Origin of the sequence: Streptomyces sp. NPDC059169, assembly GCF_042755225.1 — a bacterium.
GTDB lineage: Bacteria > Actinomycetota > Actinomycetes > Streptomycetales > Streptomycetaceae > Streptomyces.
In genome coordinates, this window is record NZ_JBHZCF010000005.1 from 330,228 (window position 1) to 354,021 (window position 23,794).

The 23,794-nt window shown below is 70.1% G+C and carries 20 protein-coding genes; 16 read left to right on the forward strand and 4 right to left on the reverse strand.

From position 1 onward, the window contains the following. Position 1 precedes the first annotated feature (1 nt). The 4 genes from secD (at position 2) to ACFXOM_RS12220 (ending at position 6,094) form a co-directional block, all read left to right on the forward strand. On the forward strand, positions 2-1,756 hold the full coding sequence (secD, locus tag ACFXOM_RS12205) for a protein translocase subunit SecD (RefSeq protein WP_385037805.1): 1,755 nt from the start codon (positions 2-4) through the stop codon (positions 1,754-1,756). Between the two features lies 1 nt (position 1,757). Then, a complete protein-coding gene (secF, locus tag ACFXOM_RS12210) occupies positions 1,758-2,888 on the forward strand; it encodes a protein translocase subunit SecF (protein WP_384938083.1) in 1,131 nt (376 codons plus the stop codon). Next, on the forward strand, positions 2,885-3,427 hold the full coding sequence (locus tag ACFXOM_RS12215; protein WP_384938080.1) for an adenine phosphoribosyltransferase: 543 nt from the start codon (positions 2,885-2,887) through the stop codon (positions 3,425-3,427). Before secF ends, ACFXOM_RS12215 begins: the two co-directional genes overlap by 4 nt. A 159-nt stretch (positions 3,428-3,586) precedes the next feature. Next, the gene (locus tag ACFXOM_RS12220) at positions 3,587-6,094 is read left to right on the forward strand and encodes a RelA/SpoT family protein (RefSeq protein WP_384938077.1); all 2,508 of its coding nucleotides are present in this window, start codon (positions 3,587-3,589) and stop codon (positions 6,092-6,094) included. A 65-nt stretch (positions 6,095-6,159) separates the two neighbouring features. Here ACFXOM_RS12220 and ACFXOM_RS12225 read toward each other — a convergent pair whose 3' ends face one another. After that, a complete protein-coding gene (locus ACFXOM_RS12225; RefSeq protein WP_384938075.1) occupies positions 6,160-7,389 on the reverse strand; it encodes a DUF349 domain-containing protein in 1,230 nt (409 codons plus the stop codon). 148 nt (positions 7,390-7,537) lie between these two features. Then, positions 7,538-8,326 (reverse strand): peptidylprolyl isomerase, encoded by a 789-nt coding sequence (locus tag ACFXOM_RS12230; protein ID WP_384938073.1) that lies wholly within the window; start codon positions 8,324-8,326, stop codon positions 7,538-7,540. A 178-nt stretch (positions 8,327-8,504) separates the two neighbouring features. On the opposite strand from ACFXOM_RS12230, the gene ACFXOM_RS12235 reads away from it, so the two are divergent. From ACFXOM_RS12235 to ACFXOM_RS12250, 4 genes are all read left to right on the forward strand, one after another. Beyond that, complete coding sequence (locus ACFXOM_RS12235; RefSeq protein WP_384938070.1) at positions 8,505-9,212, forward strand: MBL fold metallo-hydrolase; 708 nt, start codon at positions 8,505-8,507, stop codon at positions 9,210-9,212. A gap of 11 nt (positions 9,213-9,223) precedes the next feature. Beyond that, positions 9,224-10,486, forward strand: a complete 1,263-nt coding sequence (gene hisS, locus ACFXOM_RS12240) for a histidine--tRNA ligase (protein WP_385037808.1) — start codon at positions 9,224-9,226, stop codon at positions 10,484-10,486. 603 nt (positions 10,487-11,089) lie between these two features. Then, on the forward strand, positions 11,090-11,746 hold the full coding sequence (locus ACFXOM_RS12245) for a vitamin K epoxide reductase family protein (protein WP_384947147.1): 657 nt from the start codon (positions 11,090-11,092) through the stop codon (positions 11,744-11,746). Between the two features lie 52 nt (positions 11,747-11,798). Continuing rightward, on the forward strand, positions 11,799-13,166 hold the full coding sequence (locus tag ACFXOM_RS12250; RefSeq protein ID WP_385037811.1) for a replication-associated recombination protein A: 1,368 nt from the start codon (positions 11,799-11,801) through the stop codon (positions 13,164-13,166). Between the two features lie 78 nt (positions 13,167-13,244). Here the strand turns inward: ACFXOM_RS12250 and ACFXOM_RS12255 are convergent, their stop codons facing one another. Then, positions 13,245-14,135 carry a DUF2470 domain-containing protein gene (locus ACFXOM_RS12255; protein ID WP_384938058.1) on the reverse strand — a complete coding sequence of 297 codons (891 nt, stop codon included), beginning with the start codon at positions 14,133-14,135 and terminating at the stop codon, positions 13,245-13,247. 56 nt (positions 14,136-14,191) lie between these two features. Between ACFXOM_RS12255 and rpsD the strand changes: the two genes are divergently transcribed. Further along, positions 14,192-14,803 (forward strand): 30S ribosomal protein S4, encoded by a 612-nt coding sequence (gene rpsD / locus ACFXOM_RS12260; protein WP_384938055.1) that lies wholly within the window; start codon positions 14,192-14,194, stop codon positions 14,801-14,803. Between the two features lie 138 nt (positions 14,804-14,941). On the opposite strand, the gene ACFXOM_RS12265 is transcribed toward rpsD, so the two are convergent. Further along, positions 14,942-17,017, reverse strand: coding sequence for an ATP-binding protein (locus ACFXOM_RS12265; protein ID WP_385037814.1), 2,076 nt, complete (start codon positions 17,015-17,017; stop codon positions 14,942-14,944). A 158-nt stretch (positions 17,018-17,175) separates the two neighbouring features. On the opposite strand from ACFXOM_RS12265, the gene ACFXOM_RS12270 reads away from it, so the two are divergent. From ACFXOM_RS12270 to ACFXOM_RS12300, 7 genes are all read left to right on the forward strand, one after another. Continuing rightward, positions 17,176-17,607: a DUF948 domain-containing protein gene (locus tag ACFXOM_RS12270; protein ID WP_384938050.1), complete on the forward strand. Its 432-nt coding sequence runs from the start codon at positions 17,176-17,178 to the stop codon at positions 17,605-17,607. A 6-nt stretch (positions 17,608-17,613) separates the two neighbouring features. Then, positions 17,614-17,961, forward strand: coding sequence for a DUF6167 family protein (locus ACFXOM_RS12275; protein ID WP_384938047.1), 348 nt, complete (start codon positions 17,614-17,616; stop codon positions 17,959-17,961). Further along, on the forward strand, positions 17,961-20,645 hold the full coding sequence (gene alaS, locus ACFXOM_RS12280; RefSeq protein WP_384947134.1) for an alanine--tRNA ligase: 2,685 nt from the start codon (positions 17,961-17,963) through the stop codon (positions 20,643-20,645). The genes ACFXOM_RS12275 and alaS overlap by 1 nt, the downstream gene beginning before the upstream one ends. Beyond that, positions 20,645-21,109: a Holliday junction resolvase RuvX gene (ruvX, locus tag ACFXOM_RS12285; RefSeq protein WP_384938042.1), complete on the forward strand. Its 465-nt coding sequence runs from the start codon at positions 20,645-20,647 to the stop codon at positions 21,107-21,109. Before alaS ends, ruvX begins: the two co-directional genes overlap by 1 nt. A 173-nt stretch (positions 21,110-21,282) precedes the next feature. Next, positions 21,283-22,155, forward strand: coding sequence for a pentapeptide repeat-containing protein (locus ACFXOM_RS12290; RefSeq protein WP_385037878.1), 873 nt, complete (start codon positions 21,283-21,285; stop codon positions 22,153-22,155). Further along, a complete protein-coding gene (gene mltG, locus ACFXOM_RS12295) occupies positions 22,040-22,972 on the forward strand; it encodes an endolytic transglycosylase MltG (protein WP_384938230.1) in 933 nt (310 codons plus the stop codon). The genes ACFXOM_RS12290 and mltG overlap by 116 nt, the downstream gene beginning before the upstream one ends. Next, entirely contained in the window at positions 22,950-23,792 is an 843-nt protein-coding gene (locus ACFXOM_RS12300; protein WP_385037817.1) for a shikimate dehydrogenase, read from the forward strand. Before mltG ends, ACFXOM_RS12300 begins: the two co-directional genes overlap by 23 nt. The last annotated feature ends 2 nt before the right edge of the window (positions 23,793-23,794 follow it).

The following is a 23,794-nucleotide window of genomic DNA, read 5'->3' on the forward strand; positions in this document are numbered from 1 at the left end:
GGTGGCAGCACCGAAGAAGGGCCGACGGGCCCCGGCGGGTCAGGGCAGGCCAGGGCGCACCCTGGCACTGATGCTGATCGTCATGGCCGGGCTGATCGGCGGGATGTTCTGGTCCGGGGACACCACCCCGCGCCTCGGCATCGACCTCGCGGGCGGTACGACGATCACGCTCAAGGCCGAGGCCGAGCCCGGCAAGGAAAGTGCGGTCAACGAGACCAATATGAACACGGCGGTCGGCATCATCGAGCGCCGCGTGAACGGTCTCGGCGTCTCCGAGTCCGAGGTCCAGACCCAGGGCCGCGAGAACATCATCGTGAACATCCCCAAGGGGACGAACTCGGAGCAGGCCCGCAAGCAGGTGGGCACCACCGCCCAGCTCTTCTTCCGCCCGGTCCTCAACGTGGCGCCCGCCGGTCCGGCGACGCCCCAGCCGTCCGGCAGCCCCCAGCCCAGTGCCTCGCCGTCCGGCAAGCCCGGAACCAAGCCCAACGACGGCAAGAGCGAGGTGACCGCACCGAGCCCCAGCGCAACGACGCAGGGCCGGGCCGTCACCGAGGCGCTGAAGGCCCCGTCCCCCGCACCGAGCGCCAGCCAGCCGAAGGCCTCCACGCCGCCGGCCCCGACGCCGCCGCCCACGGGTGACGCCGGCACGGCCGCGCTGGACAAGCAGTTCGCCACGCTGAACTGCCTCGACAAGACCGTCCGTGCCAACGTCGGGAAGGGCGCCAAGCCCGAGGCACCGACCGTCGCCTGTGGACAGAACTCGATCGGCCAGTGGGAGAAGTACCTCCTCGGTCCGGCCGAGGTCAACGGCCAGGACGTGGACGAAGCCCAGGGCGTGCTGGACCCGCAGCGCGGTCAGTGGATCGTCCAGATGGAGTTCACCGACGGCGGCTCCAAGAAGTTCCAGAAGATCACCAGCAAGCTGTCGCAGCAGCAGCCGCCGATGAACCAGTTCGCGATCGTGCTCGACGGCGAGGTCGTCTCCGCGCCCTCCGTCAACACGACCCTGAGCGCGAACGCCGAGATCACCGGCAACTTCACCCAGCAGTCCGCGCAGGACCTCGGCAACATCCTGAGCTACGGCGCGTTGCCGCTCACCTTCCACGAGCAGAGCGCCACCACCGTGACCGCCGCACTCGGCGGTGACCAGCTCCGGGCCGGCCTGATCGCCGGTGCCATCGGCCTCGCGCTGGTCGTGATCTACCTGGTCGTCTACTACCGCGGCCTGTCGATGGTGGCCCTGCTGAGCCTCCTGGTCTCGGCGATCCTCACGTACACCCTGATGTCCCTGCTCGGCCCGGCCATCGGCTTCGCGCTGAACCTGCCGGCGGTCTGCGGTGCGATCGTCGCGATCGGCATCACCGCGGACTCCTTCATCGTGTACTTCGAGCGCATCCGCGACGAGATCCGCGAGGGCCGCACGCTCCGCCCGGCCGTCGAGCGGGCCTGGCCGCGCGCCCGGCGCACCATCCTGGTCTCCGACTTCGTGTCCTTCCTCGCCGCGGCGGTGCTGTTCATCGTCACCGTGGGCAAGGTCCAGGGCTTCGCGTTCACGCTCGGCCTGACCACCCTGCTCGACGTCGTCGTGGTCTTCTTCTTCACGAAGCCGCTCATGACGATCCTCGCCCGCCGGAAGTTCTACGCGAGCGGCCACCCGTGGTCCGGACTCGACCCGAAGCGCCTGGGCGCCAAGCCCCCGCTGCGTCGCACCCGTCGTACCTCAGCCCCCGTCGACCACCCGAAGGAGGCGTGAGGTGTCGCGTCTCGGCAACATCGGTGCCAAGCTCTACCGCGGCGAGGTCGGCTACGACTTCGTCGGCAAGCGGAAGATCTGGTACGGCATCTCGATCCTGATCACCATCACGGCCATCGTCGGCCTGGCGGTGCGGGGTCTCAACATGGGCATCGAGTTCAAGGGCGGTGCCGTCTTCACCACACCGAAGACGAGTGTGTCCGTCACGCAGGCCCAGGAGTACGCGCAGGATGCCTCCGGCCACCCTGCCATCGTCCAGAAGCTCGGCAACGGCACGTTGCGCATCCAGGTCAGCGAGCTGGACACGAGCGAGGCCGACAAGGTGGGCGCCCAGCTCGCCGAGGACATGAACATCCCCAAGGCCAAGATCGCCAGCGAGCTCGTCGGCCCCAGCTGGGGTGAGCAGATCGCCAACAAGGCATGGACCGGTCTCGGCGTCTTCATGATCCTCGTGGTGATCTACCTCGCGATCGCCTTCGAGTGGCGCATGGCGCTCGCAGCACTGATCGCACTGATCCACGACCTCACCATCACCGTCGGTGTGTACGCACTCGTCGGTTTCGAGGTCACCCCGGGCACCGTGATCGGTCTGCTGACGATCCTCGGTTACTCGCTGTACGACACCGTCGTCGTCTTCGACTCCCTCAAGGAACAGTCGAAGGGCATCACCAAGCAGACGCGTTGGACGTACGGCGAGATCGCCAACCGGTCGATCAACAGCACGCTGGTCCGTTCGATCAACACCACCGTCGTGGCGCTGCTGCCGGTCGCCGGCCTGCTCTTCATCGGCGGTGGCTTCCTCGGCGCCGGCATGCTCAACGACATCTCGTTGTCGCTGTTCGTCGGTCTCGCCGCGGGTGCGTACTCGTCGATCTTCATCGCCACTCCGCTGGTCGCCGACCTGAAGGAGCGCGAGCCGCAGATGAAGGCGCTGAAGAAGAGGGTCCTCGCCAAGCGGGCCGCCGCGGCGGCCAAGGGCGAGGCACCGGAGTCGGCCGAGTCCGCGGAGCCGGCCGAGGCCACCGATGAGGACGGCTCTCGGGACGCCCTGCCGGACGGTGCCGCGTCGGCCGGCGCCGTCGTCGGGCAGCGCGGCCGCGGCCGCGGTCGCCCCTCGGGGAAGCGCCGATGACCGTCACCGTGCAGGAACTCCTGCTCAGCCGCATCAGGGACGTGCCCGACCATCCGAAGCCGGGAGTGCTGTTCAAGGACATCACCCCGCTTCTGGCGGACCCCGAGGCGTTCACCGCGCTCACCGAGGCGCTCTCCGCGCTGTGTGCGACGCACGGTGCGACGAAGGTCGTCGGTCTCGAGGCGCGTGGATTCATCCTCGCCGCCCCGGTGGCGGTGCGCGCGGGCCTCGGCTTCGTCCCCGTGCGCAAGGCGGGCAAACTGCCCGGAGCCACGCTGTCGCAGGCGTACGCGTTGGAGTACGGCACCGCCGAGATCGAGGTGCACGCCGAGGACCTGGGCGCGGACGACCGCGTCATGGTCATCGACGACGTCCTCGCCACCGGTGGTACCGCCGAGGCGTCCCTGGAGCTGATCCGCCGGGCGGGTGCCGACGTGGCGGGTGTCGCGATGCTGATGGAGCTGGGCTTCCTCGGCGGACGCGCCCGCCTGGAGCCGGTCCTGCGCGGGGCTCCGCTGGAGGCGCTGATCACGCTCTGAGCGGCTTTCCGAGGCGTAGCGGACGGGCACCCGGGAACACCGGGTGCCCGTTCCACGTTGTGAAGAGTCCCCCGTCCCGGGGCGAGAGGCGCGCCGGGGCTCGATACCATGGCCTTTCCGGGCCTGACCGCGGGACCCGGATCCGCCCGAGGAGCGCACTTGCCAGACAAGGCCAAGCCCGCCGCCGCGCAGCCCGACCAGCAGGCCGACAAGGCCGTCGCGGCGCCCGCCACGCCCGAGAAGAAGCCCGCGGACCAGGTTGGCCCCGCGGCACCGGTGGAGCGTGGCCACGGCTCGGCCCCCGTGACGGCCCCCAAGCCCGCGCCTTCGCCCGCGACGCGAACGTCCGCGTCCCCGGCACGCTCCGGAGGCTCGTCCAACCGGGTGCGCGCCCGTCTCGCCCGTCTCGGCGTCCAGCGCTCCAGCCCCTACAACCCGGTCCTGGAACCGCTGCTGAGAATCGTCAGGAGCAACGATCCCAAGATCGAGAGCTCCACGCTCCGGCAGGTCGAGCGCGCCTATCAGGTCGCTGAGCGCTGGCACCGAGGCCAGAAGCGCAAGAGCGGAGACCCGTACATCACGCATCCGCTCGCGGTGACCACCATCCTCGCCGAGCTCGGCATGGACCCCGCGACGCTCATGGCCGGCCTGCTGCACGACACCGTCGAGGACACCGAGTACGGTCTCGACACCCTGCGCCGCGACTTCGGCGACCAGGTCGCGCTGCTCGTCGACGGCGTGACCAAGCTCGACAAGGTCAAGTTCGGCGAGGCCGCACAGGCCGAGACCGTGCGCAAGATGGTCGTGGCGATGGCCAAGGACCCGCGCGTCCTGGTCATCAAACTCGCCGACCGGCTGCACAACATGCGGACGATGCGCTACCTCAAGCGGGAGAAGCAGGAGAAGAAGGCCCGCGAGACCCTGGAGATCTACGCCCCGCTGGCCCATCGGCTGGGTATGAACACCATCAAGTGGGAGTTGGAGGACCTCGCCTTCGCGATCCTCTACCCCAAGATGTACGACGAGATCGTGCGGCTCGTCGCCGAACGGGCGCCCAAGCGCGACGAGTACCTCGCGATAGTGACCGACGAAGTGCAGTCCGACCTGCGCGCCGCCCGTATCAAGGCCACTGTCACCGGTCGCCCGAAGCACTATTACAGCGTCTACCAGAAGATGATCGTCCGCGGCCGTGACTTCGCGGAGATCTACGACCTGGTCGGCATCCGTGTCCTCGTCGACACCGTCCGCGACTGCTACGCGGCGCTCGGCACCGTGCACGCCCGGTGGAATCCGGTCCCCGGGCGCTTCAAGGACTACATCGCGATGCCGAAGTTCAACATGTACCAGTCGCTGCACACGACGGTCATCGGACCCAACGGCAAACCCGTCGAACTCCAGATCCGAACGTTCGACATGCACCGCCGGGCCGAGTACGGCATCGCGGCCCACTGGAAGTACAAGCAGGAAGCCGTCGCCGGCGCCTCCAAGATCCGCACGGACGTTCCCAGGTCCTCCGGCAAGGACAAGGACGCCATCAACGACATGGCGTGGCTGCGGCAGCTCCTGGACTGGCAGAAGGAGACGGAGGACCCCGGGGAGTTCCTGGAGTCCCTGCGCTTCGACCTGTCGCGCAACGAGGTCTTCGTCTTCACCCCGAAGGGCGACGTGATAGCGCTGCCCGCCGGCGCCACGCCGGTCGACTTCGCGTACGCCGTGCACACCGAGGTCGGGCACCGCACCATAGGGGCGCGCGTCAACGGCCGGCTCGTGCCGCTCGAATCCACCCTCGACAACGGGGACCTGGTCGAGGTCTTCACCTCCAAGGCGACCGGAGCGGGACCCTCCCGGGACTGGCTGGGTTTCGTCAAGTCGCCGCGGGCCAGGAACAAGATCCGCGCCTGGTTCTCCAAGGAGCGCCGCGACGAAGCGATCGAGCAGGGCAAGGACGCCATCGCGCGCGCGATGCGCAAGCAGAACCTGCCGATCCAACGCATCCTCACCGGCGACTCGCTGGTCACGCTCGCCCACGAGATGCGGTACCCCGACATCTCGTCGCTGTACGCGGCGATCGGCGAGGGTCACGTCGCGGCCCAGGGCGTCGTCCAGAAGCTCGTCCAGGCTCTCGGCGGCGAGGAGGCGGCGACCGAGGACATCGCGGAGTCCGTAGCGCCGTCCCGGACGAGGGGACGCAAGCGCCGGGCGAACGCCGACCCCGGTGTGGTCGTCAAGGGCGTCGAGGACGTCTGGGTGAAGCTGGCCCGCTGCTGCACGCCCGTCCCCGGCGACCCCATCATCGGCTTCGTGACCCGCGGGAGCGGGGTGTCCGTGCACCGTGCCGATTGCGTCAACGTCGATTCACTGTCGCAGCAGCCCGAGCGGATCCTCGACGTCGAGTGGGCACCCACCCAGTCGTCGGTCTTCCTCGTCGCCATCCAGGTCGAGGCGCTGGACCGCTCCCGGTTGCTCTCGGACGTGACCCGCGTACTGTCCGACCAGCACGTCAACATCCTGTCCGCGGCGGTCCAGACGTCCCGTGACCGGGTGGCCACGTCGCGCTTCACTTTCGAGATGGGCGACCCGAAGCACCTGGGCCATGTACTGAAGGCGGTGCGGGGCGTGGAGGGCGTGTACGACGTCTACCGCGTGACGTCGGCGCGCCGCCCGTAGCGCAGCAGCGGAGGGTCCGGCAGGTTTCCTGCCGGACCCTCCGTGGTCTCCCGGCGACGGGCGCGTCAGCCGCCGAACTCCTCCAGGCCCTTCAGCGCCTGGTCCAGCAGCGCCTGCCGGCCTTCCAGCTCCTTGGCGAGCTTGTCGGCCTTGGCGTTGTTGCCCACCGCGCGCGCCGCGTCGATCTGCTCACGCAGCTTGTCGACGGCAGCCTGCAACTGGCCCGTCAGTCCCGCTGCCCGTGCCCGGGCCTCCGGGTTGGTCCGGCGCCACTCGGCCTCCTCGGCGTCCTGGATCGCCCGCTCCACCGCGTGCATCCGGCCCTCGACCTTCGGCCGCGCGTCACGCGGTACGTGGCCGATGGCCTCCCAGCGCTCGTTGATCGACCGGAAGGCGGCCCGCGCCGCCTTCAGCTCCGTCACCGGCACCAGCTTCTCGGCCTCGACTGCGAGCTCCTCCTTCAGCTTCAGGTTCTCGGCCTGCTCCGCGTCGCGCTCGGCGAAGACCCCGCTGCGCGCCGCGAAGAAGATGTCCTGAGCCCCGCGGAAGCGGTTCCACAGGTCGTCCTCGTGCTCGCGCTGCGCGCGGCCGGCGGCCTTCCACTCCGCCATCAGCTCGCGGTAGCGGGCGGCCGTGGGGCCCCAGTCCGTCGAACCGGACAGCGACTCGGCCTCCGCGACCAGCCGCTCCTTCGTCTGGCGGGCCACCTCGCGCTGCGCGTCGAGCGACGCGAAGTGCGCCTTGCGGCGCTTGGAGAAGGCCGAGCGCGCGTGCGAGAAGCGGTGCCACAGCTCGTCGTCGGACTTCCGGTCGAGCCGGGGCAGGCCCTTCCAGGTGTCCACCAGGGCCCGCAGCCGCTCACCCGCTGCGCGCCACTGCTCGCTCTGCGCCAGCTCCTCGGCCTCCGCGACCAGCGACTCCTTGGCGTGCCTCGCCTCGTCCGTCTGCTTCGCCTTCTGTACCTTCCGCTCCTCGCGGCGGGCCTCGACGCTCTTGACGAGCGCGTCGAGCCGCTTGCGCAGCGCGTCGAGGTCACCGACGACGTGGTGCTCGTCGACCTGCTGCCGAAGGTGGTCGATCGCGGTGATCGCGTCCTTCGACGAAAGGTCGGTGGTCTTCACCCGCTTCTCGAGGAGGCCGATTTCGACAACCAAGCCCTCGTACTTGCGCTCGAAGTAGGCCAGTGCCTCCTCGGGAGTGCCGGCCTGCCACGATCCGACGACCTGCTCGCCCTCGGAAGTCCGCACGTACACGGTGCCCGTCTCGTCGACGCGGCCCCACGGGTCGCTGCTCACAGCGCCTCCTCCACCTGATGCCTGCGAAGGGCTCCGCCCCGGGCATCGTCCACAGTTCCCTAGGGCGGGCTACGCCCGCCCTGCTCAACGCCAATCTAGGCGACCGGCTACCCGGCTGTCCGCACTCGGCGCCGCCGAATTCGCCGGGTCACCCCTTGCTGACTGCCGCCTTCTTCACCAGGACCGCCTTCTTGGGCGCTCCGTCGGCGGCTCCGCCGTCCACGCCGGCCTCCGCGACGTCCTTGACCGCCTTCAGGCCCGCGGCGTCGATCGTGCCGAACGGCGTGTACGAGGGGGGCAGCTTGCTGTCCTCGTAGACGAGGAAGAACTGGCTGCCGCCACTGTGCGGCTGCCCGGTGTTGGCCATCGCAACCGTGCCCGCCGGGTAGGTGACGTTGCCGTCCGAGCCCGCCTTCCCGAGCGCCGTCAGGTTCTCGTCGGGGATCGTGTAGCCCGGGCCGCCGGTTCCGTCGCCCTTGGGGTCGCCGCACTGCAGCACGAAGATGCCCTGCGTGGTGAGCCGGTGGCACTTGGTGTTGTCGAAGTAGCCCTTGTCCGCGAGGTGCTTGAACGAGTTCACCGTGTGCGGGGTCTTGGCCGCGTCCATCCGCACCACGACGTCACCCTGGGTGGTCTTCAGCGACATCGTGTAGCCGGCCTTCTGGTCGATGGCCATCTTGGGCTCGGGGACGCTGCTCTCGCTCGGCGAGGGGGTGGCGGCCGCGCTGCTGTCCCGTGCGCCGGAGTCGCTCCCGCCGTCGTCCGACAGGCCCACCGACGCGTACGCCGCGGCACCGGCCGCCAGGACGACGGCGAGGACGGAGGCGATGATCGTGTTCCGGCGCTTGGCCTTCTTGCGGGCCGCCTCACGGCGCTGCTGTTGCCGCTCGTACTTCTCCCTGGCGAGCTGGCGCCGCCGCTGATCGCTGCTGACCACCGGGTCTTCTCCTTGTCGGTCGTGTGGGCCGTGCGCGTCGCCGCGTGCCTTCCGGCCGGGCGTGCCCGTACCGTATACGGGTTGGCTGTGGGACGAGCTGCGCCGGTAGGCTCTGATCTGCTGCATTTCGGTATCCAGCGCAGCAGCTTTCCCGTCGGACGACACACTGAGGACGATCGTGCTTATTGCCGGGTTCCCCGCCGGGGCCTGGGGGACCAACTGTTACCTGGTCGCCCCCGCCGCAGGCGAGGAGTGCGTGATCATCGACCCGGGCCACCAGGCCGCCCAGGGAGTCGAGGAGACGCTCAAGAAGCATCGGCTCAAGCCCGTCGCCGTGGTCCTCACCCATGGTCACATCGACCATGTCGCCTCGGTCGTCCCGGTGTGCGGGGCCCACGACGTCCCGGCGTGGATCCATCCTGATGACCGGTACATGATGAGCGACCCGGAGAAGGCCCTCGGCCGCTCCATCGGGATGCCACTCATGGGCGAGCTGACCGTGGGGGAGCCGGACGACGTCCAGGAGCTGACGGACGGTGCCACGCTGGGCCTCGCGGGTCTGGAGTTCTCGGTCGCCCATGCGCCCGGCCATACCAAGGGGTCGGTGACTTTCCAGATGCCCGAGGCCGCGGACATCCCGTCCGTCTTCTTCTCGGGGGATCTGCTCTTCGCCGGCTCCATCGGACGCACCGACCTGCCCGGCGGTGACATGGACGAGATGCTCGAGTCGCTGGCCCGTGTGTGCCTCCCGCTCGACGACTCGACCGTGGTGCTGTCGGGCCACGGCCCCCAGACGACCATCGGCCGCGAGCGCGCCACCAACCCCTACCTGCGGGACGTGGCCGCCGGCCTGGGAGCGGACCCCGCTCCTCGACGAGGAATGTGACGAGACGTTTCGTGAGTACCTTCCAGGCCCCCAAGGGCACCTACGACCTGCTCCCGCCGGACTCCGCGACCTACCTCGCGGTGCGCGAGGCGATCGCGGCGCCGCTGCGGAACTCCGGCTACGGCTACGTCGAGACGCCCGGTTTCGAGAACGTCGAGCTGTTCGCACGCGGTGTCGGGGAGTCGACCGACATCGTCACCAAGGAGATGTACGCCTTCGAGACCAAGGGCGGCGACAAGCTGGCGCTGCGCCCCGAGGGCACCGCGTCCGTGCTGCGCGCGGCGCTTGAGGCCAATCTCCACAAGACCGGCAACCTGCCCGTGAAGCTCTGGTACTCGGGCTCCTACTACCGCTACGAGCGCCCCCAGAAGGGTCGCTACAGGCACTTCTCCCAGGTGGGTGCCGAGGCGATCGGTGCCGAGGACCCGGCGCTCGACGCCGAGCTGATCATCCTGGCCGACCAGGCGTACCGCTCGCTCGGGCTCAGCGACTTCCGCATCCTGCTGAACTCGCTGGGCGACAAGGAGTGCCGTCCCGTCTACCGTGACGCCCTCCAGGGCTTCCTGCGCGGGCTCGACCTGGACGAGGACACCCGTCGCCGCGTCGACATCAACCCGCTGCGGGTCCTCGACGACAAGCGCGAGTCGGTCCAGAAGCAGCTCGTCGGCGCGCCGCTGCTGCGCGACTACCTGTGCGACGCGTGCAAGGCGTCCCACGAGGAGGTGCGCGAGCTGCTGACGGCGGCGGGCGTGACCTTCGAGGACGACGAGAAGCTGGTGCGCGGCCTGGACTACTACACGCGCACGACCTTCGAGTTCGTGCACGACGGTCTCGGCTCCCAGTCCGCGGTGGGCGGCGGCGGCCGGTACGACGGGCTGTCGGAGATGATCGGCGGACCGGCGCTGCCGTCCGTCGGCTGGGCGCTCGGTGTGGACCGTACCGTCCTCGCGTTGCAGGCCGAGGGCATCGAGCTCGACATCCCCGCCGCCACCAGCGTGTTCGCCGTACCGCTCGGAGAAGAGGCGCGTCGTGTGCTGTTCGGCCTCGTCACCGAGCTGCGCAAGGCCGGTGTCGCGGCGGACTTCTCCTTCGGCGGCAAGGGCCTCAAGGGCGCGATGAAGAACGCGAACCGGAGCGGCGCGCGCTACGCGGTCGTCGCCGGTGAGCGCGACCTCGCCGAGGGCGTGGTCCAGCTCAAGGACATGCAGTCCGGCGAACAGAGCGCGGTCGCGCTCACCGGCCTGGTGGCGGAGATCCGGTCCAGGCTGTCCTGACGCGGGCCGTGCCCGGGCGGGCCCCGAAGGGCCCCCGCCCGGGCACGGCTGGAGCAGCCGGCCGCGGCCCGGACGGCGCTCGTCACGGCCGCCGTGCGCCCGGCGACGTCCAGCGTGTTGAGGATGCGCAGCACGTGCGTCTTCACCGTCGGCCCCGCCGCGTACCGGTGCCGCCCTGTCTCCGTCGTTGGTCGCACCCTCCGCGGCCAGGCGGAGCACCGTCACCTCGCGGTCCGGTGGTCGTGGGCGTTCCCGTTTCGTGCGGAGCCGGTCCACCAGTCGTGCGGCCACCGACGGCGGCAGGGGTCTCCCCGCGGACGGCCGCCGTACGGCGTCGGCGATCTCGGTCCGCGCCACGTCCTCCAGCAGGAGACCTGGCCCTGCCGGAGCGTCAGGTCCCGTCCGTCCACCGCGGTGACGCCGCCGTACCGCCGGCGAAGGCCGGGCACCTCCGCCACCGTTGCCGTTGGCAGGGGGGCCGCGCTGTATCCGGGCGTCGATCTCCCTCCGCGGGACGTCCTTATGCCCATCGAACGGTGGACACCGCCGTGCGTGCGGCAGAATGACCGTTGCCAGCAGTGACCCGAGTGATGGAACGGCGATATGACGACAGCAGCGGTTGACGGCGTGTCCTCCGGCCAGGAAACGGACGGCGCACGCGCCACGACCGGCGGCAGCCGGGCGTTCGCGTGGCTGCTCGTGATCACAGGTGCGGCCGGGCTGCTGGCCGCCTGGGTCATCACGATCGACAAGTTCAAGATCCTCGAAGCCAAGATCGCGGGCACCACCTTCACTCCCGGGTGCAGCCTCAATCCGGTCGTCTCGTGCGGCAGCGTGATGGAGAGCGACCAGGCCTCCGCCTTCGGCTTCCCCAACCCGATGCTCGGCCTCGTCGCGTACGGCATCGTGATCTGCGTCGGGATGAGCCTGCTCGCCGGCGCCCGCTTCCGCCGTTGGTACTGGCTGACGTTCAACGCCGGGACGCTCTTCGGAGTCGGCTTCTGCACCTGGCTCCAGTACCAGTCGCTCTACAACATCAACGCCCTCTGCTTGTGGTGCTCCCTCGCCTGGGTCGCCACCATCTTCATGTTCTGGTACCTCACCTCGCACAACATCCGCAACGGCTTGCTCCCGGCCCCGGCGTGGCTGAAGAACTTCCTCTCCGAGTTCACGTGGGTCCTGCCCGTGCTCCACACCGGAGTCATCGGCATGCTGGTGCTGACGCGCTGGTGGGACTTCTGGACGGGCTCCGCCGGCTGACGGAGACGGTGGCCCGACAGGGCTGTCGGTCCCCTCGCATAGGCTTCCTCACGTGGAGCCCGATCTCTTTACCGCAGCTGCCGAGGAACGCCAGGAGAAGGACCCGTCCGCGAGTCCCCTTGCCGTCCGGATGCGCCCGCGCACCCTCGACGAGGTCGTCGGCCAGCAGCACCTGCTGAAGCCCGGGTCACCGCTGCGCCGGTTGGTCGGCGAGGGTGGCGGTGGGCCCGCCGGCGCCTCGTCGGTGATCTTGTGGGGTCCTCCGGGCACGGGCAAGACGACCCTCGCGTACGTCGTCTCCAAGGCGACGAACAAGCGCTTCGTCGAACTGTCGGCGATCACGGCCGGGGTGAAGGAGGTGCGCGCGGTCATCGAAGGGGCTCGCCGCGCCGCCGGTGGCTTCGGCAAGGAGACCGTGCTCTTCCTCGACGAGATCCACCGCTTCAGCAAGGCCCAGCAGGACTCGCTGCTCCCTGCGGTCGAGAACCGCTGGGTGACCCTGATCGCCGCGACGACGGAGAACCCCTACTTCTCGGTGATCTCTCCGCTGCTGTCCCGGTCCCTGCTGCTCACCCTGGAGCCGCTGACCGACGACGACCTGCGCGCGCTCATGCGGCGTGCGCTGGCGGAGGACCGCGGGCTCGGCGGAGCGGTGAGGTTGCCGGAGGACGCGGAGACGCATCTGCTCCGGATCGGCGGAGGGGACGCCCGTCGGGCCCTGACGGCGCTGGAAGCGGCGGCCGGAGCCGCACTCGCCAAGGGTGACCGGGAGGTCTTCCTGACGACGGTGGAGGAGACGGTCGACCGCGCGGCAGTGGCGTACGACCGGGACGGCGACCAGCACTACGACGTGGCGAGCGCCCTGATCAAGTCCATCCGGGGTTCCGACGTCGACGCCGCGCTGCACTACCTGGCTCGCATGATCGAGGCGGGGGAGGATCCGCGGTTCATCGCCCGGCGCCTGATGATCTCGGCCAGCGAGGACATCGGGTTGGCCGATCCGACCGCACTGCCGACGGCCGTCGCCGCGGCTCAGGCCGTGGCCATGATCGGTTTTCCCGAGGCGGCCCTCACCCTCAGCCACGCCACCATCGCCTTGGCGCTCGCCCCGAAGTCGAACGCCGCGACGACGGCGATCGGCGCGGCTCTCCAGGACGTGCGCGAGGGCCTGGTGGGTCCGGTTCCGCCGCACCTGCGGGACGGCCACTACAAGGGCGCCGCCAAGCTCGGCCACGCCCAGGGGTACGTCTACCCGCACGACGTGCCGGGCGCGATCGCTCCGCAGCAGTACGCTCCGGACGCGGTCCACGGCAGGCGTTACTACGGCCCGACGCGGTACGGGGCGGAGGCCCGCTACGCCGACGTGGTCGAGAAGGTCCGCGAGCGACTGCGCGGAGAGGACCAGGCCGACAGCCGCTGACCGCCGGTGATCATCGTGGACCCCGGAGCCGCCGGACCGTCGGCGGGGTAGTCGGCTCCACGTGCCGCGCGGAGGGATTCATCCCGTGGCTGCGCTGAACAGGGCGTGCATGGCTCGGCGAAGGGCCCCGGTGTCGCGCACGGGTTCGGGGAAATCGAAGCGCGCGTCGAACGTACGACCTTCGGCACCGCTGAACCGCACCCGCAGGCCGAACCGGTCGAGTGCCAACGGCACCACGTCCTCCGCCGCCCTCCGGTCCGCGGCGTCGGCGTCCCGGAGCAGCGCGGACAGCGCGCGCACCTGCTCGCCGTGCGCGGAGTGCAGGTGCTGCAGCAGGTCCGCCTCGTGCCGTGCGATCGGATCGGGCTCCGTGCTGCCGAGGGCCCCGGGTTCCACGGTTCCCGCGCCCCACAGGTCCTCCAGCGAGATCTCCCCGACCTCAAGGCGCACCAGCATCCAGGACGGCTGTTCGTCGTCCGCTTCCAGGACGGCGCTCACGGAATGCCGCTCAGCGAGGAGCTCGCGGCACCGGGTTCGGTCTTCGTTGCGCACCGCGGTGAGCCAGCCGGTGAGTCGGGCGCGTCCACGGATCCGGCGGTGCACGGCGACCGGCGCCACGTCAGTGATGTCCATCACGGCGGCCAGGTCGTCGTCCTGGGCGTAGGCGGCTGCCCGGGCGGTGGGGGAGTCCCATGGCACCAGCAGGACCACGTCCCCGTCAGGGGTGACCGTGCGGGCAGCGGGTTCCCAGAAACCCGGACCGTGGTCGCGAGCACCCTGTGGCGTGAGGGATACTGAGTCGTTGAATTCAACGAGGGTTCGTACGCGCTCGGCCATGGTGGGCTGTCGAGCGCCTTCCCTGGGACGCGGCTGACCTTGTTCATCGTCGTCGTAAGCAGACCTCGGCTCGCTCGAGGTGTCTGAACTGCGATGCGCACTGGGCAGGGGGATCCCATGTGGTCGAGACATTACGTCCTCCTCGAATAAGGTAAGGCTCACCTAACTTACATGGAGGTAGGTTCCCCGTGAACCAGTCGCGACCCAAGGTCAAGAAGTCGCGTGCACTCGGCATCGCCCTGACGCCGAAGGCCGTCAAGTACTTCGAGGCTCGCCCCTACCCGCCGGGTGAGCACGGCCGTGGCCGCAAGCAGAACTCGGACTACAAGGTCCGTCTGCTCGAGAAGCAGCGTCTTCGCGCCCAGTACGACGTCTCCGAGCGTCAGCTGGTCCGCGCCTACGAGCGCGCCAGCAAGGTCCAGGGCAAGACCGGTGAGGCCCTGATCATCGAGCTCGAGCGCCGTCTCGACGCCCTGGTGCTCCGCTCCGGCATCGCCCGCACGATCTACCAGGCCCGCCAGATGGTCGTCCACGGCCACATCGAGGTCAACGGTGGCAAGGTCGACAAGCCTTCCTTCCGTGTGCGCCCGGACGACGTCGTCATGGTCCGCGAGCGCTCGCGCGCGAAGCACCCCTTCCAGGTCGCCCGCGAGGGTGGCTACGCGCCCGACGGTGAGACCCCGCGCTACCTGCAGGTCAACCTCAAGGCGCTCGCCTTCCGCCTGGACCGGGAGCCGAACCGCAAGGAGATCCCGGTGATCTGCGACGAGCAGCTCGTCGTCGAGTACTACGCCCGCTGATCCAGCGGTCGTCGTACCACCGGCCTTCGCGCCCCGGCCCGCCGCCTCCCGCCCTCACCGGCGCGGGAGCGGCGGGCTCTCGCGTTGACGCCCCCCGTTCGCCGTGGTGGCCGGGACCGGGTGCCCCTCCGGCGGGAGCTACGCCCGAGTCGAGGCAGCACACGCCGCCAACGCCCGCTCGACCGCGGCGTCCAGCGTCAGCTGGCGGCCCTCGTCCCGCAGAGCGGCGTACGCAGCCGCGCCCAGCGCCCTGATCGCCCGCTGCTCGCACTGCTCGACCGGAGCGCTGAAGCAGCCCGAACCGAAACCCCGCAGGCCCACCGCCTCCCGCACCGGCACCGCAGCCCCCAGGAGCACCGCCGCCTCGGCCGCGTCGCCCCCGCGGACCGTCACCAGGGCCAGCAGTTCGATCGCCGGAGCCAGACCCGCGGGATTCCCCAGGCGGTGGCTCGCGGCGATGCACCCGGCCAGCAGGTCCCCCGCCGCCCCGTGGCTCCCGCCGACCCAGCAGGCGTACGCCTGCACGTAGAGCGCGTACGCCCGCGTCCACTGCTCGCCGTGCTCCGCGCAGACCTCCCGGACGTCCTCGCACAGTCCAGACGCCGCCTCGGCATCGCCCTGCAGGACCAGGGACATGGCCAGGGCCACCTGGGCCATCAGCACGTGGCAGGTGAGCTCGCCCTGTTCCCGGTACGCGGCGAGGGCGCGCCGCAGCAGCCCCTCAGCGCTCCGCGGATCGTCCTGCAGCAGGGCGAGGCATCCCCTGCGGTGGGCCGCGCTGGCCTCCGCACCCGGATCCCCGGTCGCGGTGGCCCTGGCGTCGCACTCCTCCAGCGCGCGCACCGCCGCTGCGCCGTCCCCCTGCAGGAGGGCCACGTAGCCGAGCACCCACAACGTTTTCAACCGGGTGCCGTCGTGACGGGGGTTGTCCGAGCCGCTCCCTTCCAGGGCCACGGCACGCTCAAGCCAGTGGCGCCCCTCGGCGAGCCGCCCGCAGCCGACCCAGTAGAACCACAGGGTGCCCGCCAGGTACTGCGCCAGATGCGTTTCCTGCGGGGTCTCCATGCACAGCTCCAGTGCGGCCCGCAGATCGGGGAGCGCCGCGTCCGCGTCGACGGCGACCTCCGCCTGCCGCGGCCCGAACCAGTCGAGCTCCCACCACGTGGCGAGCCCCATGTACCAGTCGCGGTGGCGGCGCCGTAGCCGGGAGGCATCGCCCAGTGCGGCCAGGCGCTCGGCGCCGTACGCGCGCAGCGGCTCCGGCATGCGGTAGCGCACCCCGGCCGGTGTCTCCTCGCGGCACACGACGGACTGCGCCAGCAGCTCGTCGAGCAGCTCGGGGATGCGTTCGGGAGGTAACTCCGGGCCCGTGCAGACGTATTCCACGGCGTCGGGGTCGACGTGACCCGCGAACACGGACAGCCGGGCCCACAGCAGCTGCTCCTCGGGAGAACACGACGCGTGGCTCCAGCCGACCGTCGCCCGCAGCGTCGAGCCGGCGGTCCGTGCGTGTGCGGGGCCGGTGGTAGTGTCGCCCGGCTGCGCGCCGAGCCGGCGGAGCAGTCCGTCGGGGGAGAGGCCCCCCGGCAGACGCCCGGCCGCGAGTTCCAGAGCGAGCGGAACCCCGTCGAGGCGACGGCACAGCTCCCGCACGGCGTCGCCGTTCGCTCCGCCCAGCCGGAACCCCGGGGCCGCCGCGGCGGCACGGTCCGTGAGCAGGAGCACGGCGTCGTCGAACGCCAGAGGGGGCAGCGGCAGCACCGATTCGCGGGCCGTGCCGAGCGGACGGCGTCCCGTGGCGAGCACGTGGAGCCCCGGCGCCCGGCGCATCATGTCCCGGACCAACCGGGCGCACGGCGCGGCGATCGGATCGAACCCATCGAGGACGAGGAGGAGTTGGCGCTCCGCGAGGTGCTCGAGCAGCACGGTGCGCGGGGGGCGGCCGGTGCGGTCGTCGACTCCGAGCGCGGTGGTGAGCGCGTGGACCAGCAGCCCCGGGTCGTGCACCGTGGACAGGTCCGCCGTCCGTACCCCGTCGCAGTAGCGTTTCTCCCACACCGCTGCGGCGCGCAGGGCCAGCCGTGTCTTGCCCATGCCGTCGGCTCCCGTCACCGTGACGAGCCGGGAGCGCGCCAGCAGGCGTCCCAACGCGGACAGTTCGTTGTCACGCCCCACGAAACGGTCCTGCTTCGCCAGGAGATTGCTCCGTCGCATGGGACACGGAGCGTACCCACATGTAAGCAGTCCGTACAATCCTCTCGCGTAACTCCCGTACCACCGGCAGGTGATCGGGTTCAGGGCGTGACCTCTGGCGCGATAGGGTCGGAGGACAACTTGTGAAGTGCCCATCGACGAGCAGGGAGCGGTGCAGCGTGACCGGTGGAGAGGTTGCCGGGATCCTGGTTGCCGTCTTCTGGGCGATTCTGGTCTCCTTCCTCGCCGTGGTGCTGGCGAGGCTGGCCCAGACGCTCAGGGCGACCACCAAGCTGGTGTCGGACGTGACCGAGCAGGCGGTGCCCTTGCTCGCCGACGCCTCGGCCACGGTGCGGTCCGCGCAGACCCAGCTCGACCGGGTCGACGCCATCGCCTCCGACGTCCAGGAGGTCACCTCCAACGCCTCGGCGCTCTCCACGACCGTCGCCTCGACCTTCGGAGGGCCGCTGGTGAAGGTCGCGGCGTTCGGCTACGGCGTACGACGGGCGATGAGCCGCAACAAGACCGACGCGCCGCCGGCGCAGGCCCGGCGCACAATGATCGTCGGTCGTACCGTGCCCGCCGCCAGGCGGCGCAGGCAGAAGGGCTGAGCCGCGATGTTCCGTCGTGCGTTCTGGTTCACCGCGGGCGCCGCCGCCGGCGTGTGGGCCACCACCAAGGTCAACCGCAAACTCAGGCAGCTGACCCCCGAGAGTCTTGCTGCGCAGGCCGCGAACAAGGCCGTCGAGACGGGGCACCGGCTCAAGGACTTCGCCCTCGACGTACGGGACGGCATGGTCCAGCGCGAGGCCGAGCTGGACGAGGTACTGGGGATCGCCGGACCGCCCGGGAGGGGACTCCCCGCACAGCGGCAACGCGTCGCCCTGGAAAACCACAAGCAGGACATGAAGCACTACGAGATGCTTGACGAGAAGCGCTCGTACGACCGGAATGAGGACCACTGATGGAGTCGGCTGAAATCCGCCGCCGCTGGCTGAGCTTCTTCGAGGAGCGCGGGCACACCGTCGTGCCTTCGGCGTCGCTCATCGCGGACGACCCGACTCTGCTGCTGGTCAACGCGGGCATGGTTCCCTTCAAGCCGTACTTCCTCGGCGAGACCAAGCCGCCCGCCCCGCGCGCCACCAGCGTGCAGAAGTGCGTGCGCACCCCCGACATCGAAGAGGTCGGCAAGACCACCCGCCACGGCACGTTCTTCCAGATGTGCGGCAACTTCTCCTTCGGCGACTACTTCAAGGAAGGGGCCATCAAGTACGCCTGGGAGCTGCTGACCAGCCCGCAGGACAAGGGGGGCTACGGCCTGGATCCTGAGCGCCTCTGGATCACGGTCTACCTCGACGACGACGAGGCCGAGCGCATCTGGCGCGAGGTCGTCGGCGTTCCCGCCGAGCGCATCCAGCGCCTGGGCAAGAAGGACAACTTCTGGTCCATGGGCGTCCCCGGCCCCTGCGGTCCCTGCTCGGAGATCAACTACGACCGCGGCCCCGAGTTCGGCGTCGAGGGCGGACCGGCCGTCAACGACGAGCGCTACGTGGAGATCTGGAACCTGGTCTTCATGCAGTACGAGCGCGGTGAGGGCTCCGGCAAGGAGGACTTCGAGATCGTCGGCGACCTGCCGAGCAAGAACATCGACACCGGTCTCGGTCTCGAGCGCCTCGCCATGATCCTGCAGGGCGTGCAGAACATGTACGAGACCGACACCCTGCGCGTCGTCATCGACAAGGCCACCGAGCTCACGGGCGTGCGCTACGGCGACAACCACGACTCGGACGTCTCCCTCCGCGTGGTCGCCGACCACCTCCGCACCTCCGTGATGCTCATCGGCGACGGCGTCACCCCGGGCAACGAGGGCCGCGGCTACGTCCTGCGCCGCATCATGCGCCGCGCCATCCGCAACATGCGCCTCCTGGGCGCCACCGAGCCGGTCGTCTCGACCCTCGTCGACGTCGTCATCAAGACCATGGGGCAGCAGTACCCGGAGCTGGAGACGGACCGCAAGCGCATCGAGACCGTCGCGCTCGCCGAGGAGGCCGCCTTCCTCAAGGCCCTCAAGGGCGGCACGAACATCCTCGACACGGCCGTCACGGAGACCAGGGCCGCCGGCGGCACCGTCCTCTCCGGCGACAAGGCCTTCCTGCTCCACGACACCTGGGGCTTCCCGATCGACCTCACCCTCGAAATGGCCGCCGAGCAGGGCCTGACCGTGGACGAGGACGGCTTCCGCCGGCTGATGAAGGAGCAGCGGGAGCGTGCCAAGGCCGACGCCAAGGCCAAGAAGACCGGGCACGCCGACCTTTCCGCCTACCGCGAGGTGGCCGACACCGCCGGCACCACCGAGTTCACCGGCTACACCAGCACCGAGGGCGAGTCCACGGTCCTCGGCCTGCTCGTCAACGGCGTACCGGCGCCCGCCGCTTCCGAGGGCGACGAGGTCGAGGTCGTCCTCGACCGCACCCCGTTCTACGCCGAGGGCGGTGGCCAGCTCGCCGACCAGGGCCGGATCAAGCTCGACTCCGGTGCCGTCATTGAGGTCCGGGACGTCCAGCAGCCGGTTCCCGGAGTGTCCGTGCACAAGGGATCGGTGCAGGTCGGCGAGGTGACCGTGGGTGCTTCCGGCTACGCCGCCATCGACGTCAGGCGCCGACGGGCCATCGCCCGCGCCCACAGCGCCACCCACCTCACCCACCAGGCGCTGCGTGACGCCCTCGGCCCGACGGCCGCCCAGGCCGGCTCCGAGAACTCGCCGGGGCGTTTCCGCTTCGACTTCGGTTCGCCCTCCGCCGTCCCGGGCGCGGTCCTCACCGACGTCGAGCAGAAGATCAACGAGGTCCTCGCGCGTGAGCTCGACGTCCAGGCGGAGGTCATGAGCATCGACGAGGCCAAGAAGCAGGGCGCCATCGCCGAATTCGGCGAGAAGTACGGGGAGCGCGTACGCGTCGTCACCATCGGTGACTTCTCCAAGGAGCTCTGCGGCGGCACGCACGTGCACAACACCGCGCAGCTGGGTCTGGTGAAACTGCTCGGCGAGTCGTCCATCGGTTCCGGCGTGCGGCGCATCGAGGCCCTCGTCGGCGTCGACGCCTACAACTTCCTGGCCAAGGAGCACACGGTCGTCGCCCAGCTGCAGGAGCTCGTCAAGGGCCGCTCCGAGGAGCTGCCGGAGAAGGTCGCCGCCATGCTCGGCAAGCTGCGGGACGCCGAGAAGGAGATCGAGAAGTTCCGGGCCGAGAAGGTCCTCCAGGCCGCCGCCGGACTCGCCCAGGCCGCCAAGGACGTCCGCGGCACGGCCCTGGTGACCGGCCGGATCCCGGACGGCACCTCCGCCGACGACCTGCGCAAGCTGGTCCTCGACGTCCGTGGCCGGCTGCAGCAGCTGTCGGGGGCGGGCGACCGTCCGGCCGTCGTGGCCCTGTTCACCACGGCGAACGGCCGCCCGCTGACCGTCATCGCCACCAACGAGGCCGCGCGCGAGCGGGGGCTCAAGGCCGGTGACCTGGTCCGCACCGCGGCCAAGACCCTCGGCGGCGGAGGTGGCGGAAAGCCGGACGTCGCCCAGGGCGGCGGTCAGAACCCGCAGGCCATCGGCGATGCGATCGACGCCGTCGAGCGTCTGGTCGCCGAGACTTCCTGATGCGCCGAGGACGTCGCCTCGCCGTCGACGTCGGGGACGCCCGGATCGGGGTCGCCTCGTGCGACCCCGACGGGGTCCTCGCCACCCCGGTGGAGACCGTGCCGGGGCGTGACGTCCCGGCCGCCCACCGGAGGCTGAGGCAGATCGCCGAGGAGTACGAGCCGGTCGAGGTCGTCGTCGGGTTGCCCCGTTCCCTCAGTGGTGGCGAGGGTCCGGCGGCGGCCAAGGTCCGCGCCTTCGCCCAGGAGCTCGCCCGTGGTATCGCCCCGGTCCCGGTGCGACTGGTGGACGAGAGGATGACCACGGTCACGGCCGGCCAGGGCCTGCGCGCTTCTGGCGTCACGTCCAAGAAGGGCCGGTCCTTCATCGACCAAGCCGCAGCAGTCGTCATCCTCCAGAACGCACTGGAAGCAGAACGCGCCTCAGGAAATCCCCCGGGCGAGGCCGTCGAAGTGGTCATCTGATCGCGATACGGTAACGTTCCGCGCGATACGGCGTGTTCGAAGAGCAGCCGTACTACGTAGAGGCGGACCGTCCTATGCCCGTCTCGCGGCTCTAGGGGATCGATGACTGAGTATGGCCGGGGCCCTAGCTCCGAACCGTGGCATCCCGAGGACCCTCTGTACGGGGACCAGGGGTGGAGAGGGCAGGCCACCCCTGGCCAGCCGCCGTACGGCGGCCAGTCGCAGCAGCAGTACCCTCCGCAGCCGCAGGGCGAGACGACGTACTACGGAAACGATTCGCAACATCCGACGGGTTACCAGCAGCAGCAGTATCCGCCGCAGCAGTTCGACGGTCAGCAGTACACGCCGCAGTACGGCCAGCAGCACCCGTACGGCGGCCAGTACGACCAGATGGCGTACGGGCAGCAGACCTACGGGGAGCAAACCTACGGGGAGCAAACCTACGGGGAGCAAACCTACGGGGAGCAGACCTACGGCGGCACCTGGGACACCGCCCAGCAGGCGGTGATGCCCTACGACCCGACGGCCGGTGCGCCCGCCGCCCCCTACGAGCAGGACTACTACGGCACCCCCGACGCCTACCCGCCGCCGGAGCCCCCCGGCCGCCGTGCGACGCAGGAGCCGGTCCCCGAGCCGGAGACGGCCCTTCAGCAGGGCCCGGAGCCGGAGGAGGACCACCCGTTCTTCACGGGGGACGGGGGCCGAGGCGCCGATGGCGACGACGGGGAGCCGGTCGAGGACCCCGGCGGCGGTGGGCCGGCGGGGAGCAAGAAGAAAAAGAAGAAGAGCCGCAACGGCTTCGCGTGTCTCGTCGTGGCGGTGGTCCTGGTCGGCGGCGCCGGGGCCGCCGGCTACGTGGGCTACCAGTTCTGGCAGGGCCAGTTCGGGGCGGCGCCCGACTTCACGGGTGCGGGCACCGGCAACGTGCAGGTGGACGTTCCCGCGGGGGCGAGCGGAACGGACATCGGGAACCTCCTCAAGAAGGCCGGCGTCGTCAAGAGCGTCGACGCCTTCGTCGAGGCGCAGAAGCAGAACCCCAACGGTGACAAGATCCAGCCGGGCGCCTACTCCCTCAAGAAGGAGATGTCCGCGGCCGAGGCCGTCAAGGCGATGCTCAGTCCGAGCAGCCGGAACGGCCTGACCATTCCCGAAGGCATGCGGAACGCGGCCGTCTACCAGTTGATCGACACTCGTCTGCGCCTCACGCCGGGTACCACGAAATCCGTCGCCACGGAGCAGGCCGACAAGCTCGGCCTCCCCGCGTGGGCGAAGGGGCACAAGGACGTCAAGGACCCGCTTGAAGGTTTCCTCTTCCCGTCGACCTACTCCGTGTCCAGGGGTGCCAAGCCCGAGGACGTCCTCAAGCAGATGGTCGACCAGGCCAAGGAGCAGTACGGCAAGGTCGACCTGGAGGAGGAGGCCAAGAAGCGGGGCCTCGCCGGTCCCTGGGAGCTCGTCACCGTGGCGAGCCTGGTGCAGGCCGAGGGCAAGAACCACGAGGACTACCGCAAGATGTCGGAGGTCGTCTACAACCGGCTCAAGCCGACCAACACGGAGACCAACCAGCTGCTCCAGTTCGACTCGACCTTCAACTACCTGAAGGGTCAGAGCAAGATCAACATCAGTGAGCGCGAGATCAACAGCAACAAGGATCCGTACAACACGTACACGCGGAAGGGCCTCACCCCCGGGCCCATCGGCAATCCTGGTCTGGTGGCGCTCCAGGCGGCGATGAAACCCACGGCCGACGGCTGGATGTACTTCGTGGCGACCGACGGCAAGCACAAGACGGAGTTCGCCAAGACGAACGCCGAGTTCGAGAAGCTGAAGGACAAGTTCAATGAACAGTCGGGTGGCAACTGAGGGACGCAGGGCGGCGGTCCTCGGATCGCCCATCGAGCATTCGCTGTCCCCGGTGCTCCACCGCGCGGCGTACGCTGCGCTCGGCCTCGCGGACTGGTCCTACGGTCGCTTCGAGGTGGGCGAGGCGGAGCTGGCCGGCTTCCTGGAGGGGCTCGACGGCTCGTGGGCCGGGCTCTCGCTGACGATGCCGCTCAAACGGGCGATCATCCCGCTGCTCGACGCGATCACAGACACCGCCGCCTCCGTCGAGGCGGTCAACACCGTCGTCTTCGGCGAGGACGGGCGGCGGACCGGCGACAACACCGACATCCCCGGAATGATCGCTGCGCTGCGCGAGCGCGGCGTGGAGAAGGTGGAGTACGCCGCCGTGCTCGGCGCCGGTGCGACCGCGTCCTCGGCGCTCGCCGCGCTCGCCCGCGTCTGCACCGGCCCCGTCACCGCCTACGTGCGCACCCACACCCGCGCCGAGGAGATGCGCGGCTGGGGTGAGCGGCTCGGCCTCGAGGTGCACACGGCCGACTGGGCCGAGGCGGGCCACGCCCTCGACGCTCCGCTCGTCGTCGCCACCACTCCGGCCGGGGCGACGGACGCGCTCGTCCCGTACGTACCGGAGACGCCCGGAACCCTCTTCGACGTGCTCTACGACCCCTGGCCGACGCCGCTCGCGGCGAGCTGGGCCGAGCGGGGCGGTGCCGTGGTCGGCGGGCTCGACCTGCTGGTGCACCAGGCCGTGCTCCAGGTCGAGCTGATGACGGGCCGCTCTCCGGCGCCGCTCGCGGCGATGCGCGCGGCGGGCGAGGAAGCGCTCGCCGCACGTTGATC

What these genes read in the sequence shown, in the direction of transcription:
- ACFXOM_RS12215 (WP_384938080.1), top strand. Translation starts at nt 2,885, where the DNA reads ATGACCGTCACCGTGCAGGAACTCCTGCTCAGCCGCATCAGGGACGTG.
- ACFXOM_RS12255 (WP_384938058.1), bottom strand. Translation starts at nt 14,135, where the DNA reads ATGTCTCGACCACATGGGATCCCCCTGCCCAGTGCGCATCGCAGTTCA.
- ACFXOM_RS12265 (WP_385037814.1), bottom strand. Translation starts at nt 17,017, where the DNA reads ATGCGACGGAGCAATCTCCTGGCGAAGCAGGACCGTTTCGTGGGGCGT.
- alaS (WP_384947134.1), top strand. Translation starts at nt 17,961, where the DNA reads ATGGAGTCGGCTGAAATCCGCCGCCGCTGGCTGAGCTTCTTCGAGGAG.
- ACFXOM_RS12275 (WP_384938047.1), top strand. Translation starts at nt 17,614, where the DNA reads ATGTTCCGTCGTGCGTTCTGGTTCACCGCGGGCGCCGCCGCCGGCGTG.
- ruvX (WP_384938042.1), top strand. Translation starts at nt 20,645, where the DNA reads ATGCGCCGAGGACGTCGCCTCGCCGTCGACGTCGGGGACGCCCGGATC.
- ACFXOM_RS12245 (WP_384947147.1), top strand. Translation starts at nt 11,090, where the DNA reads ATGACGACAGCAGCGGTTGACGGCGTGTCCTCCGGCCAGGAAACGGAC.
- ACFXOM_RS12300 (WP_385037817.1), top strand. Translation starts at nt 22,950, where the DNA reads ATGAACAGTCGGGTGGCAACTGAGGGACGCAGGGCGGCGGTCCTCGGA.